Here is a 17412-nt window from a genome sequence, read left to right as displayed (position 1 = left end):
AACCCGCGACCACAAGCTTGGAAGGCTAGTGCTCTACCAACTGAGCTACTCCCGCACTACAAACAAAAAACCCGCCCCATCGAACTACATGGTGGGGGAAGGATTCGAACCTTCGAAGGCGTAAGCCGGCAGATTTACAGTCTGCTCCCGTTGGCCACTTAGGTACCCCACCCAGTTTCCGCTCACGCGGCAGGCTGGCACAACCCGGAACGAGACACGCCCGACCACCAGCCGGACAGAGCTGACGGCGAGAATCGAACTCGCAACCTGCTGATTACAAATCAGCTGCTCCGCCAATTGAGCTACGTCAGCAAACAGCGATTTTACATAAGCCCGTAATAATAGCCGAGTTTCGTCAGGTGCGTCAACCGGCGAACGCGTTACGGTGTGGGATCGCAGGATACCATAACACCGAAGCCGCTGCTCAGCAGCGCATGTCCGCCAATGATGAGCCAGCTCCCGTTTACCCGGCGGAGGCGCATCACCGACGGGGAAGCCGCATACCACTGGGCCAATCCCGAACTTACCGGGTCCATTTTCGCCTCGTTTGAGGATCGAGGGTCGGTCCCTGTCATTTCATGTCGAGGATCCGTGTGCACTATGTACGCGGTCGAATCGGCGACCACCACGCCAACAATGCGGTGGGGCTGCACCTTGCCCGGGGAATCCGCTGATGCAGCGGTTACAGGACAGCCGCGAGCAACAGAATTTTTGTCGGCCAGCCACACCTGATATCGGAAGTCCTGCGCCTCGATCCACCTCGCTGCCGCGTCAGTTACGGTCAGCGCTGCCAGGGAATCAGGTGAGCTGATACGCGCGAACTCATATCTCGTCAACTGTCCCGTGCCTTTCACCGCCTCCTCAAATTCCTTCACGCGATACTCTGCCACGGCGCGCGGCATTTTCGGGTCATCACGCATCAACCTTTCCGCGGTGATCCCGTACTCCGCTTGTGGCTTCCGCGATGAGGCGATGACCGACTTTCGATACGCGTCGAACGAGTCCAGATCGAGAAGGCCCGCCGCCGCGTTCCATCGCCCTTCAGCAACGTTGGAGAAAAACGCCTCGGCGACCTGGCGAGGGGTCCGTGCCTGTGCATCTGCCGGGAACGCAGCCAGAATTGGGGCAGCAACAGACAGACACAAGCATCGCAGACCCGCCCATCGCCCCCGTGCCGAGCGCAAACTCATCGCACCTTTTTCCACGTCGTGCCGGATGGCCCATCCTTGATCTCGATCCCCCGCCCCTCCAGCTCACCCCGGATTGCGTCTGAACGCGCGAAATCGCGCCGTTCCCGGGCTTCGCGGCGCTCAGCAAGCATCGCCTCTACCTCAGCGGCGTTGTCCGCGGCGTTTCCTTCGGGGACGATATCCAGAACCCCATTGATGCGAGCGAAAGCCGTTCTCGCCTTCTCGACCGACTCCGTATCTCCTCGGAAATTGCCGCTCGAGCCACGATCGAGCTCCGCATTCGCCTTCCTTATGAAAGTGAACAACGCGCCCATCGCAATCGGCGCGTTCAGATCATCAAACAGCGCGTTCGTTGCATCGCGAATAGCTTCTTCTGCAACTGTCGCCAGCTCCGGAGTTCCGGCGGTGGCCGATGCGAGCCGTTCGGCGAACTCCCCTACACGCCTCACTCCCTCTACAGAGGCCTCGAGCGCCTCGGGCGACAGGTTGAGCTGCTTTCGGTAATGAGTCGAAAAAACGAAATGCCTGAACGCCGCCGCGGACACGCCCTGATCCCGCAAATCCGCAACAGTCGCAACATTTCCGACCCGCTTCGCCATCTTGCTGCCATCGGTGAGCAGAAATTCCCCGTGGCACCAGAAGCGGGAGAAAGTTTCTCCCGTCGCACCTTCTGACTGGGCGATCTCATCCTCATGATGCGGAAACACGAGATCCACCCCGCCGCAGTGAATGTCCATCGTTGTGCCGAGGTAGTGCATCGCCATTGCTGAGCATTCGAGATGCCAGCCGGGACGGCCGCGTCCCCATGGTGAATCCCACGCAGCACCGGCGCGCTCATCCTCATCCTTCGCCGCTTTCCAGAGGGCGAAATCCTGTGCGTTTTCCTTCGTGTACTCGTCCTGCGCGACGCGGGCGCCGGCTCTGATCTCACGAGTGTCAAGTCGCGACAGCCGTCCATAACCTTCAAATCGGTCGATTGCGTAGTAAACAGAGCCATCCTCGGCGAGATAGGCAATGCCCTTTTCGATGAGCGTCGAAACGAGCGCAATCATCCCCGCAATGTGATCGGTGGCTTTCGGATACTCCTCGGCATCCTGAATGCGGAGAAAATTCCGGTCGGCATGGAACACGTCGACGATCGGCTCCGTTACTTCGGTAATTGTCAGCCCGCGCTCGCTGGCCCGCTTGATGATCTTGTCGTCGACATCGGTGAGGTTCATGACCTGCTGAACCTCCCAGCCACGCAAGCGTAGCGTCCGCCGCAGGAGATCCTCGAACAGAAACGTGCGGAAATTACCTACATGCGCCGGGTTGTAGACAGTCGGGCCGCACGTGTACATCCGCACGGTTTTTCCGTCCGCGGGCTCGAAAGACTCGAGAGTGCGTGACACCGTATTGTAAAGCCGGAAATCGGACATCATCGGGAAGCTAGACCGCTCCCCGAAACAGGGCAACACAGACTGACCGGTTTCAATGCATGCGTTCAGCTACAAATCGGATTCGCGTCTCAATCACCGGGAACTGCGGAAAAGCCGCCTCAAGCCGGGGTTGCTCGCTGGAGAAAACTCCGGCGTTCCTTCCTTTCTCCAGCAGAAGAATGCGCGATGCAATTGGCGCTATCACCCCTGCATCGCGAACAGCAACAACGACGGCTCTGCCGCCTGCTGCTTCGGATGCGAGCGCGCTCAGTACGGGAGGTGGACACACAGAAGGCATGTCAGCCGGCGTACTATCGAGGAAAATGATTTTCGGTTCTTCGGTCAGTGCTTCGGCGATCGCAAGCCGCTTCACTGCCTCGCGCGCAAGATCGCTGACGCTGGCCGCAGAACTGGCGCTGAGGTCGAGGCGGTCGAGCGCCGACTCGATCGCCCGGTTCCGCTGCAGAAGCGTCATCCCGGTTTTCGCGAGGCGGTACTCCAGCACATCACGCACCGTCAGGAATGGATAGTACACTGGCATAGCTGGAACGAAGGCGACGTCGGGCAAGCATCCGCCTCCGGCGAACGGCTCCCCGAACCAGTCGACAAACCCACGATCGCGGCGCAGAATGCCGGCCGCACACTGAAGCAGGGTTGTCTTCCCCGCACCCGCCGCTCCGACAATACCAAGCACTTCTCCGCGCATCAGGTCGAGACTGACATCAACCAGGGCCGCAGAACGCGTGGGTGAGGTTGCGGGACCGCGGGCGAACGACTTGTGGAGCGAGCGAATGCGCAACACGGGTGAACGATCGGGGCTGTCGGCGACTCTGAGATTGCAGGCCATTGCGAAACGGGGCATCGGGGAACAATCGCAGCCTTAGGGCTTACCTCAGACTATCCCTGCCAACGCCGACGCCACTGACCAAATGCAGCCGGTCAGCATCGGAATATTCCTCTCAGGCAGTCTTGACGACCACCGGCGGAATCGCCACAGCACCCCGTTGTCCGAGCGCCAGCATGTCGGTGGCCGGTGCCCGAGGCAACAATACACCCCCATCCGGTGCCGGCACCCTGAGCACGAACATCCTGTCTCGCGTCGCCTTGCGGAATCCCTTGCCCTCATAGATGCGGCTGATGAGAATCCGACGCACGATCACCATTATCATCGCCAGTGTCGGAACCGCAATCACCAGCCCGAGCGGACCGAGCAATTTTCCGATAACCAGCACCGCCATGATCGTAAGCACCGGCGGCAACTCGACCTTGTGCGACATCACGAGCGGCGCTACGACATTGCCCTCGAACAAATGGACGACGACGCCAAGCAGTACCACCAGCAGCGACCGTGTGCCGCCATCGGGGCCGCCGAGTACAAAAAGCGCCGGCAGAAGAGTAGAGAGCAACGTTCCGAAAAATGGAACAATGGCAACCGCACCGGTGAAGATCCCGAATGTGAGCCAGTACGGGACGTTCAGGAGATAAAGCCCGATTGCGGTAAACGCCGCCAGCACCGTCATCGCCAGCAATTGCGCCACGATGTACGACCGGAGTGCATCGGCAATATCGCGCAAAACGTCGCGAATGAAGTCCCGGTGTACTGGCGGAAACAGCGCGATCATCCACTCGCGGTAGATGCCCGGCTGCAGCGCCATGTAGATGCTCATCACCATTACCGCGAAAATCTCTATCATGACGTGGACGAGCGAAAACACCTTGGGCACGACGTCACCGGCCGATGTCGAGACACGATCGTACACAGCCTTGAGAACCTGGTGCTGGCCCGGCTCCCAGAAATCGCGCATCGCCGGGAACCGTGCCACAAACTTGTCGATGCCGCCTTCCCAGTTGGCTATCGTCGCCGGCAGCACCTGCACCAACTGGCGGGTTTGATCGAGAACCGGTGGAACCAGCAGCGCAACCAGCCCCACGATGCCGACGAGAGTGCCGACGACGGCAAGAAAAAATGCAAGGCGATCGTTCATGTGACCGCGCTCTACCAGAAAATCGCGAAGCGCACCGAGGTACAGCGAAAGAATTACTGCGAGGAAAAGCAGCAGGAAAATGCTGGCCGTCTTTCCCACCATCCAAAGAATCAGGACAGTGAGAACGACCGTGGTGAGCGCGCTGCCCAACTTCGGGCGATCTACCGCTACAGCGTCAGTCATCTCGTTGAATTCTCATCGGAAACTTCCTCAGCGTCAGGAATCTCCCCGGGCGCCAGATCTCCAGCAGCGAGCTGGCGATTCGCGTCCTCGGACGGAGCGGCCAGCAACCCCATCTTCTGTTTGAGCGATATGAGTTGAGCATCGGCGGTGGCAGTTCCGGCCGTCGACTCGAGGCGCTTGAAGTCGTTCGACAGCTTGTCGCCGGAAAATTCCTCGTTGATCTCCGAGTGCGCACGTATCTGCCTTTCGTTCTGATCGATCTTTTCCTCCATCCTGGCGAATGCCTCGAACGCCGACTTCTCGGACATCGACGACATCGTCTCGGAGATTCGCTTTTGGGCATCGGCGCGGCGCTGCTTCGCGAGAAGCAGATTTTTCTTGCGCGCCGCCTCTTCGATATTGTCGTTGAGGCCGCGCAGCGAGTCTTTGAGCCTGTCAGTTTCCTGTTTGTGCGCTTCCCAGGTGAGCTGCATCTGCTGTCCCCGCGACACATGCTCGCCGCGTCGCATCAGCGCCTGCTTGGCGAGATCATCGCGCCCCTCCTTTACAGCAAGCATCGCCCGATGCTCCCATTCCTCGGCCTCACGCAACTCCTGAGCGGTTTGATCCTGAAGCCGCTTCTCATCGGCGATCGCAGCTGCCACCTGCTGCTTCGCCTTCACCAGTTGCGAGCGCATGTCGATGATGATCTGATTCAACATTTTCTCAGGCTGCTCAGCCTGAGCGATCATGTCATTGACGTTTGCCCTGAATAAACGTGCTATGCGATCGAAGATGCTCATTTGTACCTGTTGCCTCGGGAGTGAACTACGTCGCGAAGATACTTGAATGGACCAATGTTGACCAGTTGAACCCGCGTTCGATTCACGACCGCTTGATCTGATACAGCCGCTCTTTCGCAAGCCGTCTGCCGGTTGGCGTCGCCGCCAGACCACCGCCCGCCGTCTCGCGATACCGCACATCCATTTCTCTGCCGATCTCACCCATCACGTCTATCACTTCATCCACAGGAATCGCGAAAGTGATGCCCGCCATTGCCATCTCGATCCCCGCCAGCGCGATTGCGGAGCCAGTTGCATTTCTGAAAACACACGGCAGCTCCACCAGTCCGCCAAGCGGGTCACAGACTAGTCCGAGCATGCCTTGCATCGTAAGCGCGACTGCATGCCCCGCCTGTGACGGGCTGCCTCCCAGCATCTCGGTTGCCGCACCTGCTGCCATTCCGGCCGCCGCCCCGGTCTCCGCCTGACATCCGCCCTCGGCCCCCGAGAGTGACGCGCGCTCGGCGATTACTGCCCCGATCAGACCAGCGCAGGCAAGCCCGTCGAGGACTACATCGTCGGGCAACGATCGCGATTTGGCGAGCCCGGTGAGCACCGCCGGGAGCACGCCTGCACCGCCAGCGGTCGGCGCCGCGACGATCACACCCATTGCGGCGTTGACTTCCTGCACTGCCAGTGCTCTTGCAAGGATATCGCGGAACGGGGTGTCGGCGAGAGGGCCGGCAGGGCCGGTGCGCAGCTTGGCGGCATCACCGCCCACCAGACCGGACGAAGACATGAGATCACCCGTCATCCCGTCGCCAATTGCGCTCCTCATCACATCAAGTGCGCGTGCAAGCGCCGCGCGGATATCGGCCACCGTTCGCCCCTGATCGGCGGCCTCCTGCTCGAGGGCAACCTGCGCGAGTTTCTGGCCGCGGGTTTCGGCATCACGAATTGCGTCTCCAAGCGCGCGGTACACTTTAGCCTCCGCTTACCCGGTCGAGGCGTCTTGCCCAGCGTACCCAGTCGAGCGTGCGAATCTCGTCGCGCACTCCTTCGCCCGGCGACTCGTCGCACTCGATGACCATGAATGCGTCGCCTCCCTTTTGCTTCCTCGTCAACTTGAGGGTCGCAATGTTGATTTCATGTTCCGCGAGAATGCCGGTGATACGTGCGATCGAGCCCTTCCTGTCTTCCGCTACGAGCGCGATCGTGTGGAAGTTTCCCGAGATCTCGACAGGATAACCGTCGATCTCCGTCACCAGCACGCGCCCCGCTCCGAGCGACGAACCCACCAGGGTAGCGGTGATTCCCCCCTGCTCGAGCGTCATCCTGACGGTGTTCGGATGTGCCGAATCGGAGAGCGTGATCTTCTCGAACCGGTAGTCAAGCCCTTCCCTTTCGGCAATCTGCAGCGCGGTGCGGATCCTGTCGTCATCGGGCCGAAAGCCCAGCAGACCGGCGACCAGCGCCTTGTCGGTCCCGTGTCCTTCACCGGTGCGTGCAAACGAACCATGCAACTGGAGCAGCGCGGAGTGCGGAGTACCGCTGACGAGTCCGCGGCCAAGCAACCCCAGTCGGCAAGCGCCCGCCGTGTGCGACGACGAGGGGCCCACCATCACCGGACCGATGATATCCAGCAGTGATACCATATATATGGGATCCCTTGGTTTTCAGCCGGCTTTGCGCCGGAGCCGGTTCCCCAGCAGGGGGCGCAGGAATTGACCTGTGTACGACGCCTTGACGGCGGCGACATCCTCGGGAGTTCCAACAGCAACGACCGCGCCGCCGCGCAGCCCGCCGTCCGGCCCGAGGTCGATGATCCAGTCCGCTGTCTTGATTACATCGAGGTTGTGCTCGATAACGAGCACAGTATTGCCACGGTCAACGAGGCGGTGCAGAACCTCGAGCAGCATGCGTACGTCTTCGAAATGAAGACCGGTGGTGGGCTCGTCCAGAATGTAAAACGTGCGCCCGGTATCGCGCTTCGAAAGTTCTGTAGCGAGCTTGACACGCTGCGCTTCGCCGCCTGACAGCGTGGTCGCGCTCTGGCCAAGATGGATATACCCAAGGCCGACATCATTGAGCGTGTGGAGCTTCTGGTAGATCCGCGGCTGATTCTCGAAGAACGCGAGCGCATCTTCCACGGTGAGATCGAGCACGTCTGCAACGCTCAACCCGCGGAACCTCACCTCGAGAGTCTCGCGATTGTAGCGTTTCCCTTTGCAGACATCGCACGGAACGTACACGTCGGGCAGGAAGTGCATCTCGATCTTTACCAGACCGTCGCCCTCGCACGCCTCGCACCGGCCGCCTTTTACGTTGAATGAAAATCGGCCCGGACCATATCCGCGGATCTTCGCCTCGGGCATCTCGGCGAATAGCTCCCGGATGGGCGTGAAGAGTCCTGTGTAGGTTGCGGGATTCGACCGCGGCGTCCGTCCGATCGGGCTCTGGTCGATATCGATCACCTTGTCCACGTACTGAAGCCCGGTAATACGATCGTGCTCGCCAGGTATTACCCGCGCCCGATAGAAATGCCTGGCAAGTGCGTTGTGCAGAACGTCTTCAATAAGCGTCGACTTTCCCGAGCCCGACACTCCGGTCACGGCAACGAATAACCCGAGAGGAATGTCGACATCGATGTCCCTGAGGTTGTGCTCGCGGGCGCCCTGAATCTTTATCGCCTTTACAGGGTCGAACGGTCGTCGTTCGTCGCGGATCGGAATATGAAGTTCGCCACGAAGGTACTGTCCAGTGATGGACGTCTTGTGCGCCGCAACGTCGGCCACTGTTCCTTCGGCAATGACCATCCCGCCGTGCTTGCCGGCTCCCGGGCCGAGATCGATCAGGTGATCCGCCTCGCGCATCGTTTCTTCGTCGTGCTCGACCACAATGACAGTGTTGCCGAGGTCGCGGAGCTGGCGCAGTGTCGCGAGGAGGCGGGCGTTGTCGCGCTGGTGCAGGCCGATCGACGGCTCGTCGAGAATGTACAGCACGCCCACCAGTCTCGAACCGATTTGAGTCGCGAGGCGGATCCGCTGCGCTTCGCCTCCGGAGAGCGACTCGGCGGAGCGTCCGAGGGTGAGATAATCAAGCCCGACATCGTTGAGGAAGCGCAGGCGTTCGCGAACTTCCTTGAGAATGGGCCCTGCGATGTCGGCGTCGAGACCTGGATTCCCGTTCTCGCGGATGGGTACGGATTCGAAGAAACTCAGCGCGCCCATGATGGGCATTTCCACCACCTCGCCGATGTTTCTATCCGCCACCGTGACGGCGAGTGACTCGGGCTTCAGGCGACGTCCGTCGCAGGTGGTACATGACCGCGCCTGCATGTAGTCCTCGAGGCCGAGCCGCACCGAGTCGGACTCGGTCTCATTATACCGGCGCTGAATGTTGGAGATGACGCCCTCCCACTTGCCGGTGGCATCGCCGGATTTACCCTGCTTGCCGCCTGAGCCATACAGCATCACAGTGCGCGCATTCTGGGAGAGCTGTCCCCATGGCGTATTGAGCGAGAATACGAACTGTTTGGCGAGGCCCGGCAGAATCACCTTGCGCAGGTAGCCGTCGGGCTCGCCCCAGGGAAGGATGACGCCTTCGAGAATCGAGATGCTCGAATCACCAAGAATGAGTTGTTCGCTCACCTCGCGGCGAACGCCGAGTCCGCCGCAATCGGGGCACGCGCCGAAGGGCGAATTGAACGAGAAGTGACGGGGCTCGAGCTCGGGCAGCGATATGCCGCAGACGGGACAGCCGTACTTCTCGGAGAACAGATGCGTGGACTTGTCGTCCTGCCGGGTGACTTCGATCAACCCCTCCGAAAGGCGCAGCGCCGTCTCGATCGAATCGGTGATGCGGCCGCGATCGTCGGCGCGGACTGCGAGCCGGTCGACCACGACCGAAATACTGTGATTGAGCCTGCGGTTCAGGCGCGGGGGATTGGCGATTTCAGCGAGCTCACCGTCGACGTATGCCCGCACGAAGCCGCCCTTGCGAGCGGTTTCGAAGAGATCCTTGAATTCGCCTTTCCGGCCACGGACCAGCGGTGCGAGGACCTCGATTTTCGTGTCTTCGGGCCAGGCGAGAATTGTGGCGGCCATCTGGCCTGCGCTCTGCCGCTCGACCGGCCGGCTGCAATTCGCGCAATGCGGGATCCCCGCTCGCGCATAAAGAAGGCGCAGATAGTCGTAGATCTCGGTGACCGTCCCGACAGTGGAGCGCGGGTTGTGTCCGGCGGTTTTCTGCTCGATGGATATAGCGGGAGAAAGACCTTCTATGGAATCGACATCCGGCTTTTCCATGAGGCCGAGGAACTGGCGGGCGTACGCGGACAGCGACTCGACGTAGCGGCGCTGGCCCTCGGCGTAGATGGTGTCGAATGCAAGTGACGATTTCCCCGAGCCGGAGAGGCCGGTAATGACCGTGAGGCGGTCGCGGGGGATGGTTACATCGATGTTGCGGAGGTTGTGTTCTCGCGCTCCGCGGACGATGAGCGCTTCTTCTGGCATAGCTCTCAAGGTGACGGATTCACCAATGAGATACAAGCGCAGCGGAGTCGGAGCGGATCCCGGGTCTTAGCAGCTGATGCTCGCCCGTTTTTGCGACATTTGCGGAACGCCCCTAGCTTCACTCACATGTATACGTTGCGGATGCTTGGCGGCATCGGCCTGTCCGACGCGGAAGGTGGAGAGTTGGACGCGCTGCTTCGGCAGCCGAAGCATCTGGCCCTTCTTTCATATCTCGCGATGCCTCGGCCAGGAACCTGGCATCGTCGCGATTCCCTGCTCGTCACATTCTGGCCCGAGCTCGATCAGGGTAAGGCTCGACCTGCGCTTCGTCGCGCTCTTTACGTTCTACGCGGGCATCTAGTCGATGGAGCAATTCGAAGCCGCGGCGACGACGAGGTAAGCCTCGATCCGGCGCTGATCACGACAGACGTGGCGGCATTGGCGGAAGATCTTTCCGCCGGCCGTCATGCTTATGCTCTCGCGCGATATGCCGGAGACCTGTTGCCTGGCCTTCACATACCGGACGCCGAGGAGTTCGAGAAGTGGCTCGGCAATGAGCGCAGCCGGTTGAAAAAGCAAGCTCTCAACGCGGCCGTTCTACTCGCCGAGAGTCGGGAGCGCTCAGGCGATATTGCTGGTGCTGTCGACGCCGCACGCCGCTGCTCCGAGCTGAACCCGGACGATGAGGTAGCGGCGCGCAGATGGATCACGCTGCTCGATCGTGCCGGCGATCGCTCACAGGCGTTCGCGGTTTACGAGCGGTTCAGGGATCATGTTGCTGAAGAATTTGGCGTAAGACCATCTGCAGAGACCGTCGCGCTGCTGGACGCCGTGCGGACGCGGAGGGATTTACAGACCACGCCGGCAGGCGCTTCATCGTCAAAGGGTGTTTCCTCTTCGCCGCAACACTCGTCGGCAGCCTCGCGTCCAATCGCCGAAACCGAAGCCGGTGGCGGGGTCCTTCCATTCGCTGCGCCTGCCCCATCGAGTACAACCGGAAGGCAAGCGCGTCCGCGGTTGTGGTTTGCCGTCGTGGTCACGGGCTTCGCCGCGGCGATTGTGGTGTTTGCCGGGCTCCGGCGTCAAGCGAACACGGCGCGCGCGGAGAACACCGTGCGCGTGGAGAACACCGCGGGTACGGCCGCCGAAGTTGCTTCTTCGTCACGAAGCCTTGTAGTGCTGCCGATGGAGAACGAAACAGGCGACCCAAAGCAGGCCTACCTTGCCGCTGGTCTCGCAGAGGGAGTGGCGCGCCGCCTTGAAGGAATGGGAGGGCTCACCGTCCGCTCGGGCGCTCGGTCCGAATGGCCGGCGGCGACTCGTCATGATCTTAAGGCGGTCGGACGGCAGTTCGGGTCCAATATCCTGTTGAAAACCACGTTAGCCCGGAGAGGAGGCTCTTTCGAAGTGCGAGCCGCAGTGTTGGACGTTGAAACGTCTGGTGAGAAGCACATACCGCCGCGCCGCTTTACCATCGCTGGGCTCCGCACCGTCGAGAGTGAGCTGGCGGCGGCCGTAGCCGGAGAAATTTTTCGCGTTCCCATGCCGGCTGTCCCCCGCGTATCGGAGCGCGCGATCAATCCCGAGTCGTATAGGCTGATGCTCGAAGGATTCTACCAGCAAATGACCATACGGAACCATGCCGCTGCAAAGCGACTCTTCGAAAAGGCTGTCGCCGTTGACCCGTCGAACTCCAGGGCCTGGGCGGGATTGACCGCGGCGTGGACGTTCCACGTGGCCGGCGAGAGGATTCCCTTTGACGTAGGATACAACCGTGCTTCGGCGGCAGGGGCACGGGCGCTCGCTCTTGACAGTCTCGAGGGGACAGCATGGGCGAGTCTCGGTCTCCTTCGAGCCATGCGCTACCGAAATCTCGCAATCGGATTCGAGCTGATTCAAAAAGCAAAGGCCGTTGAGCCTGGCAATGCCCAAATCTTTGAGGTCGAAAATTCTCTCTATAGGAGTGCGTGGCGATGGGATTCGGCCAGAGACGCCATTCGCTTCGTCCGCCAGCTTGATCCCCTCAATTCTTACTATCTGGACAGGGAAGCTGCCACCGAGCTATGCGCCGGGCTGCCGCACGCAGCACTCAAGCTGTACGAAGCCGAGCTTGTACTGAATCCCTCGGACACGATCGCGCGCGCGGGACAGATCCGCTCATTCGCGCGGATGAGCCGGTACGATGACGCAATCGTTGCCTGGCGAATTCTGGCATCGGATGCCGGCGATACCGCGCTTGCGAGGGCACTCGCCCGTGCGAGTGGCGATGAGGGATACTGGAGCGCTAAGCGTTTGGACGGACGCCGAAAGCTCGAGAAGCTTCAGGAGCAAGGAAAGCGTGGGTGGACGTCTCCGCTGAAGCTCATGCAGCTTCGCTTCGAATCGGGTGATATCTACGGCGGATACCGAGAGCTCGAGCTTCTTGCCGCCGAGAAAGATCCAAATCTATTCCGTCTCCCCTGCATGCCTGGAGTAGATGTTGTGCGAGGCACACCCCGCTTTGAGGCGATAATGGCGCGCGTAGGTCCGATGCCTTTGAGATGAAGTCGACCCTGGAACCGCCGCCGGGATGCTTGCTTAACCCCGATGCAATAGATACTTCGAGGGGAAAACACCCGTAGGACGGCAGAATCACGGGCAAATCACCCGGCCACGCCACATTCGGCTTATCCTTTTTCTGCGAGAGCCCTTTGAATCATCCGCCTGCTCCTTACTCACCTGCCCCTTCTCCCCCAACCTTCAACGCCCGCCCAGGAAAGGTAGTCGCAGTGCTTTGCTCGGCGATCGTCACCGCAGCAGTGGTTTCGTGCAGCGAGCCCGTCGGCCCGACAGGAGACCAGCTCACCGTGTGCCACCTCTCGGGCACGACCGGAAGCCTTCTCGAGATTTATTCTTCAGAGCTTTCGACCCATCGAAGCCACGGTGACTACGTTACCCGCCTGGTTGTGGACAAGCAGGCCAGCGCGATTCCCGACTCCAACCGCTTTACCCGCATCGGCGATGCGATTGCGGCGGCACGCACCATTCGCCTGGCGCGGAACGAAGGTGCGCTTGCATCCTGTCGGATCACCATCGCGGTAGGCCCGGGAGTTTTTCAGGGAAGCACAAAGGAGTCATCAGACCCTGCTTTCGAGCGCTTCCCGCTGGTTTTCGACGTTCCCGGTATAACGCTGCAGGGATCCTTCAAGATGCAGATTGACGCCGGCGGAAGGGCGACCGGTACGGGCGAAGCGGCTGAAGTTACAACACTCGTCGCGAGTCCCGGCCTTGCAGTTGAAAGGGGGACTACCGGACCTCAGAGTCACCTCATTGAACCGATGATAATCGTCAACGCGCACCCCGATGGTCCCAAGGGCCATGGGATTGTTATCGAAGGCTTCGTTTTCCAGTCAGGCAATGGCAGCGCTGATGCTGTACCCGCCGGAAAGGGGGTGATCGCATTGCGGGCACAGGATCTCGTGATCCAGGGCAATCGGTTCGAGGGAGGATTCAGCGAACCGATACATTTGCAGGCAGCCAGCGGACGCGTGGACAAGAACTACTTCAGCGGCCGCGGCGGATCGTGCGGGATCTGCCTCGACGGCCCCGGCGATTATCAGGTATCCGGCAACCGGCTGATAGGACCGGGTGGCATCCCTGGCATCATTGTTCTGCCAATGGGTTTTTACCGCGTTCCTGCAATCGTTGAGCCGCTCGTACTTCCGGCCACGGCCACCGTTACAGCCACTGTGATCAACAACGAAGTTCGAAATCACCAGCAGAAACCGGTGGGGGCAGGGCTTCGGGTCGGGGGAGTGGGACCCGGTGCACCTGATGTAATCGGATCTTCACGGGTGACTGCACGCGACAACACTTTCGTCAACAACACATTCGGGGTAATGGTCGAAGCGGCCTTCCCTGTTGCCAATACAGCTCTCAGGGGCGACATCGATGTTACACTACAGGGCAACACGATCAGTGGCAGTTGTCAGAATAACCTGCTCGTTTCTTTCGCCAGGAACTCGACGGGCCTCGGCGTAGCCTCGTCGGCTGGTTTTCAGAGCAGTGCGTACCTCCGCAATTCCACTTATTCTCTCAAGTTGGGTGGAGACCTCGATTGGAAAGATGCGTGGTTCGCTCATCCTGCAGGGAATGGGAACACGCTGCTTGTCGATGGGCAAACGATGCCGAATGGCTCCCGCGTAGCCTACGATGCCGCGCGAAATTGCCCGCCATGACAATCAAATCACTCGAGGGCTACCCATTCGGGTGATATAAAGGACTTTAGATGGTGAGTGGAGCCTGCGATCTGGCAACGGCAGACGCCGGATCGCAGGCTTCTGGCATTCTGAAACTGCCCCGCGACATCCTTCAAAAGCTGTATCTGGCGGCGAGCTGCATTCTCCACCGGGACGCATCGACCACGATTCCGTTCCTTCTCACGGCGAGTTGGCCGCTGGCCGTGGGAATTCGATACCGCGGGCGATTCGCGGCCCCGTCCCAGCCAACGACCGTCAGCAATTGCGTCTCTTCCCGGCCGGTCGTCTCCCGCACCAGCCCCGAGCCATGGTTCAACAGATTGGGAAGATTGAAAACATCGGCGCTGACCTCCAACCTCTCTTCCCTTCGCGTACCAAAACTCTTTGCAAGTCGGAGGTCGAGGCTTTGCACGGCTGGATTGCGGCACGAGTTGCGTGACATGATGTGACCGCGCTGATTCCGAAGGCATGACTCGGTGTCTATGAAGGCATCCAGCAGCGCATAGTCCGCCGGATTCGCCAGGCTGACATCAGCCGCGTCATGTGGTATGTAAGCAAGGTCGTTGCCCTGGGTACCGTCGGCATTGGCGTCACCGTTATTCACATAGGCGTAAGGGGTTCCCGAGCGCGCGCGAAAAAATATCGATGCCGTGAGTCCGTAGCGGACGGGCACAACAGCCGTGGCGACAAGATTGTGAGGGATGTCCCGCGCCGACCGACGGAGGTTGCGTTTCGCGATGGAGCCGTCGATGGGATTGGTTGTCAGGATTACGAGTCCGTTAAACCCCAAGAGACTCATGACGTCTTCCGACCGCGACCAGCTGTATCCAAACTGCAACTGCCCCCCGCCGGTCCAGTGCTTCTGGACCTCTGCCGCAACCGAGGTCGACCGGTCGGCCGAGATATTGCCAAAGCGATAAACCGGCCCGAAGTTCAGACTGTCGACACGGGTTGGGTGCGAGACGACACCACCCTGAGAAGTCGAGAGCGTTCCATAGACCATCCGGCCTTCGGCATTAACTCCACGCTCTACCAGATTCACGTCACCCACGTGAAGGTGATTTCTCGTCCTCGTATGAATCACATCGAGCGAAGTCGTGAAACCGAGGCCCAGCTGATGGTCCACGCCTAGCACGTACTTGATGGCCTGCTGGAAGCGAAAGTCTGACGCAAAATATGTGATTCGCGGTGGGGCAGGCACCGCGGGCGTGTTTATGCAATTTCGTGGAAGCCGCGCAATGTCCGTTGTTGGCGCGGGCGCGGTGCCGGGCGCATTACAGATCAATACAGTCTGCTCCATCCCGGTGCCTGCATAGGCATTCGTAAGCCACGCGAAAAGTGGTCGGCCGGCAAACCCACCCACCCCGCCCCGGAGCATCGAGCTTCGATTATGCCATGAGAATCCAACCCTCGGCGAGATGACACGATTTCCCGATGGAAACGCGCCCGTGTCGATATTGCCGAGGGGTGCGTTATTAGCGAGCGCCCGGTTGCGAAGAGGTGAATCCATGATGGGGACGTCGATCCTCGTCCCCCTGTCAGCGTAAACTGTGGCGTCACGCTCCACCTGTCCTGGAGATACCCTGCGAGCAGATTGGCAGAGTAGTCCGCGAGTGGCCCTCCCTCGCGGAGTGGGAGTGCGACCTCGTAACGCGACGGCTCGCGACGCTCAAGTGCGCCGACGTTTGCAAACGTCCATACCCCCCAGGCACCCAGGAAGAAGTTGTCCCTGAGAAACTGGTTCTGGGTTCCAGCCGTGATCATGTGATTGCCGTAGTGCCACGACACGTTGTCGGTCAGCTCGATACTGCGCTGTTCGATGGCAGTGCGCTGAGCGCTCTTTTCGGAACCAGCCGCGAGGTACCTGCCAGACAGATCGCCCTGCACGAGGAAAAGGGGGGTGCGGATGCGCGAATCCCGGTTGTCATCGATGCTTCCAGCGCTCGCGATGAGTTCATTTGTGAATTCGCCGAAACCGCTGGTCACTCGCAGCCGCGTGGTCGCACTGCTCGACCGCTGCGTGATGCCGCTATTGGAGAGCTGCCAGCCCTGCCGATCTTCCAGATTGCGAACCAGCCGGTTAAACACGTAGCTGCTGGCATTGGCGCGGCTGTGGCTAAGCTCAAGCCAGTGATTTTGAGCGGGTTGAGCCGACAGCTTGACGAAGATATTACGGTTTGGCTGGTTGATTACAGGCGACTCGCTACCCCCTGGGTCGAATCCGTAGGTATCCCTGAATACTTTCCTGGCGCGCGCTGCCGTGGAGTCGCTGATACCTGTTGACGGATCGGCAGTCGACGGGCCGGCAAACGTTGCATCGCGTGCCTGAAGGTCGGCTACAACGAAAAAATGGGCACGGTCCCGGAGAATTGGCCCGCCGAGACTCAATCCGTATTGCAGAATATTGAACGTCGGCGTACTGGCGCCCGCCGTGTCCCGGCCAACCAGCGCCGCACGGGAATGAGAAAGGAATGCCGACCCGCGAAGCTGATTTGTTCCGGATCGCGTCGCGGCGTTGATCAGCCCGCCGGAGAATCCACCCTGCCTTACATCGAAGGGCGCGACCAGGACGCGAATCTCCTCCAGAGCTTCGAGCGAAATCATTTTTCCGCCCACACTTGCTCCGGGCGTAGCACTGATCCCTACTAAATCGTTGCTGGAACCGCCGCCGATCTGAATCGCGTTGAACCGTGAATGTTGACCGCTCACTGACAGCGCGCTGCCGCCCTGGCATTGCCGCTCCCGAAGCGCTCGCGATACGTCCCTGAACCGATGCACCCGTGATGCCTTGCGCAGGACTCGACCGCGGAAAAATCGCGCCCATTAGGGCGAGAAAAAATGCGGTCACCCCGCGGATAGACCTTGGATCAGACAAGACTCACCATACGCCGACGATTTTGGAAGACAACCTTGCGGCACAGCGGATTCGGGTTTTGCAGGCGCGATTCCCATCTATTCTCAGCGGATTTCGCGAAATATCAACCATTTTTAGCGAAAGAACATGCGAAGTCCGCAGGTTTAGCGGACTCCGCGCGCTGCGCCACCTAAACGACTTAGCGGGACGAAACGGCTGTTCGGGACTCTGGGCGACCTAAAAACTCGCTTTTTTCGCCTTCCACCAAA

Annotated in this window: 12 protein-coding genes and 2 tRNA genes; 2 read left to right on the top strand and 12 right to left on the bottom strand. The window is 60.2% G+C overall.

The window, feature by feature from the left end:
• Positions 1-89: 89 nt before the first annotated feature.
• The 10 genes from WKF55_14850 to uvrA form a co-directional block, all read right to left on the bottom strand.
• Positions 90-172, bottom strand: a tRNA-Tyr gene (locus WKF55_14850).
• A 67-nt stretch (positions 173-239) separates the two neighbouring features.
• Positions 240-312: transfer RNA gene (locus WKF55_14845), tRNA-Thr, on the bottom strand.
• 68 nt (positions 313-380) lie between these two features.
• On the bottom strand, positions 381-1190 hold the full coding sequence (locus tag WKF55_14840; protein MEJ7760857.1) for a hypothetical protein: 810 nt from the start codon (positions 1188-1190) through the stop codon (positions 381-383).
• A complete protein-coding gene (cysS, locus tag WKF55_14835) occupies positions 1187-2611 on the bottom strand; it encodes a cysteine--tRNA ligase (protein MEJ7760856.1) in 1425 nt (474 codons plus the stop codon). Before cysS ends, WKF55_14840 begins: the two co-directional genes overlap by 4 nt.
• Before the next feature lie 49 nt (positions 2612-2660).
• Positions 2661-3470: an ATP-binding cassette domain-containing protein gene (locus tag WKF55_14830; protein ID MEJ7760855.1), complete on the bottom strand. Its 810-nt coding sequence runs from the start codon at positions 3468-3470 to the stop codon at positions 2661-2663.
• A gap of 97 nt (positions 3471-3567) precedes the next feature.
• Positions 3568-4776 carry an AI-2E family transporter gene (locus WKF55_14825; GenBank protein ID MEJ7760854.1) on the bottom strand — a complete coding sequence of 403 codons (1209 nt, stop codon included), beginning with the start codon at positions 4774-4776 and terminating at the stop codon, positions 3568-3570.
• On the bottom strand, positions 4773-5558 hold the full coding sequence (locus WKF55_14820) for a PspA/IM30 family protein (GenBank protein MEJ7760853.1): 786 nt from the start codon (positions 5556-5558) through the stop codon (positions 4773-4775). Before WKF55_14820 ends, WKF55_14825 begins: the two co-directional genes overlap by 4 nt.
• Positions 5559-5640: 82 nt before the next feature.
• Positions 5641-6519: an L-serine ammonia-lyase, iron-sulfur-dependent, subunit alpha gene (sdaAA, locus tag WKF55_14815; GenBank protein ID MEJ7760852.1), complete on the bottom strand. Its 879-nt coding sequence runs from the start codon at positions 6517-6519 to the stop codon at positions 5641-5643.
• A gap of 1 nt (position 6520) precedes the next feature.
• Complete coding sequence (gene sdaAB / locus WKF55_14810) at positions 6521-7192, bottom strand: L-serine ammonia-lyase, iron-sulfur-dependent subunit beta (GenBank protein ID MEJ7760851.1); 672 nt, start codon at positions 7190-7192, stop codon at positions 6521-6523.
• Positions 7193-7213: 21 nt separating this feature from the next.
• Positions 7214-10051, bottom strand: a complete 2838-nt coding sequence (gene uvrA, locus WKF55_14805) for an excinuclease ABC subunit UvrA (GenBank protein ID MEJ7760850.1) — start codon at positions 10049-10051, stop codon at positions 7214-7216.
• Positions 10052-10177: 126 nt separating this feature from the next.
• Between uvrA and WKF55_14800 the strand changes: the two genes are divergently transcribed.
• Entirely contained in the window at positions 10178-12595 is a 2418-nt protein-coding gene (locus WKF55_14800; protein MEJ7760849.1) for a BTAD domain-containing putative transcriptional regulator, read from the top strand.
• Between the two features lie 224 nt (positions 12596-12819).
• A complete protein-coding gene (locus tag WKF55_14795) occupies positions 12820-14268 on the top strand; it encodes a hypothetical protein (protein ID MEJ7760848.1) in 1449 nt (482 codons plus the stop codon).
• 133 nt (positions 14269-14401) lie between these two features.
• On the opposite strand, the gene WKF55_14790 is transcribed toward WKF55_14795, so the two are convergent.
• Together WKF55_14790 and WKF55_14785 are read right to left on the bottom strand one after the other, a co-directional pair.
• Positions 14402-15415: a hypothetical protein gene (locus tag WKF55_14790; protein ID MEJ7760847.1), complete on the bottom strand. Its 1014-nt coding sequence runs from the start codon at positions 15413-15415 to the stop codon at positions 14402-14404.
• Positions 15416-15570: 155 nt separating this feature from the next.
• Entirely contained in the window at positions 15571-16998 is a 1428-nt protein-coding gene (locus tag WKF55_14785; protein MEJ7760846.1) for a hypothetical protein, read from the bottom strand.
• Positions 16999-17412: the final 414 nt, after the last annotated feature.

It is taken from the genome of Gemmatimonadaceae bacterium (genome assembly GCA_037721215.1).
Taxonomy (GTDB): Bacteria; Gemmatimonadota; Gemmatimonadetes; order Gemmatimonadales; family Gemmatimonadaceae; genus UBA4720.
The sequence above is the reverse complement of the archived record's forward strand: the minus strand, read 5'-3'. Positions and strand labels throughout refer to the sequence as shown.

Bases quoted from the DNA above. Each gene is read 5' to 3' on its own strand.
- WKF55_14840 (MEJ7760857.1), bottom strand. From the start codon at position 1,190: ATGAGTTTGCGCTCGGCACGGGGGCGATGGGCGGGTCTGCGATGCTTG.
- cysS (MEJ7760856.1), bottom strand. From the start codon at position 2,611: ATGATGTCCGATTTCCGGCTTTACAATACGGTGTCACGCACTCTCGAG.
- WKF55_14830 (MEJ7760855.1), bottom strand. From the start codon at position 3,470: ATGCCCCGTTTCGCAATGGCCTGCAATCTCAGAGTCGCCGACAGCCCC.
- WKF55_14825 (MEJ7760854.1), bottom strand. From the start codon at position 4,776: ATGACTGACGCTGTAGCGGTAGATCGCCCGAAGTTGGGCAGCGCGCTC.
- WKF55_14820 (MEJ7760853.1), bottom strand. From the start codon at position 5,558: ATGAGCATCTTCGATCGCATAGCACGTTTATTCAGGGCAAACGTCAAT.
- sdaAB (MEJ7760851.1), bottom strand. From the start codon at position 7,192: ATGGTATCACTGCTGGATATCATCGGTCCGGTGATGGTGGGCCCCTCG.
- uvrA (MEJ7760850.1), bottom strand. From the start codon at position 10,051: ATGCCAGAAGAAGCGCTCATCGTCCGCGGAGCGCGAGAACACAACCTC.
- WKF55_14800 (MEJ7760849.1), top strand. From the start codon at position 10,178: ATGTATACGTTGCGGATGCTTGGCGGCATCGGCCTGTCCGACGCGGAA.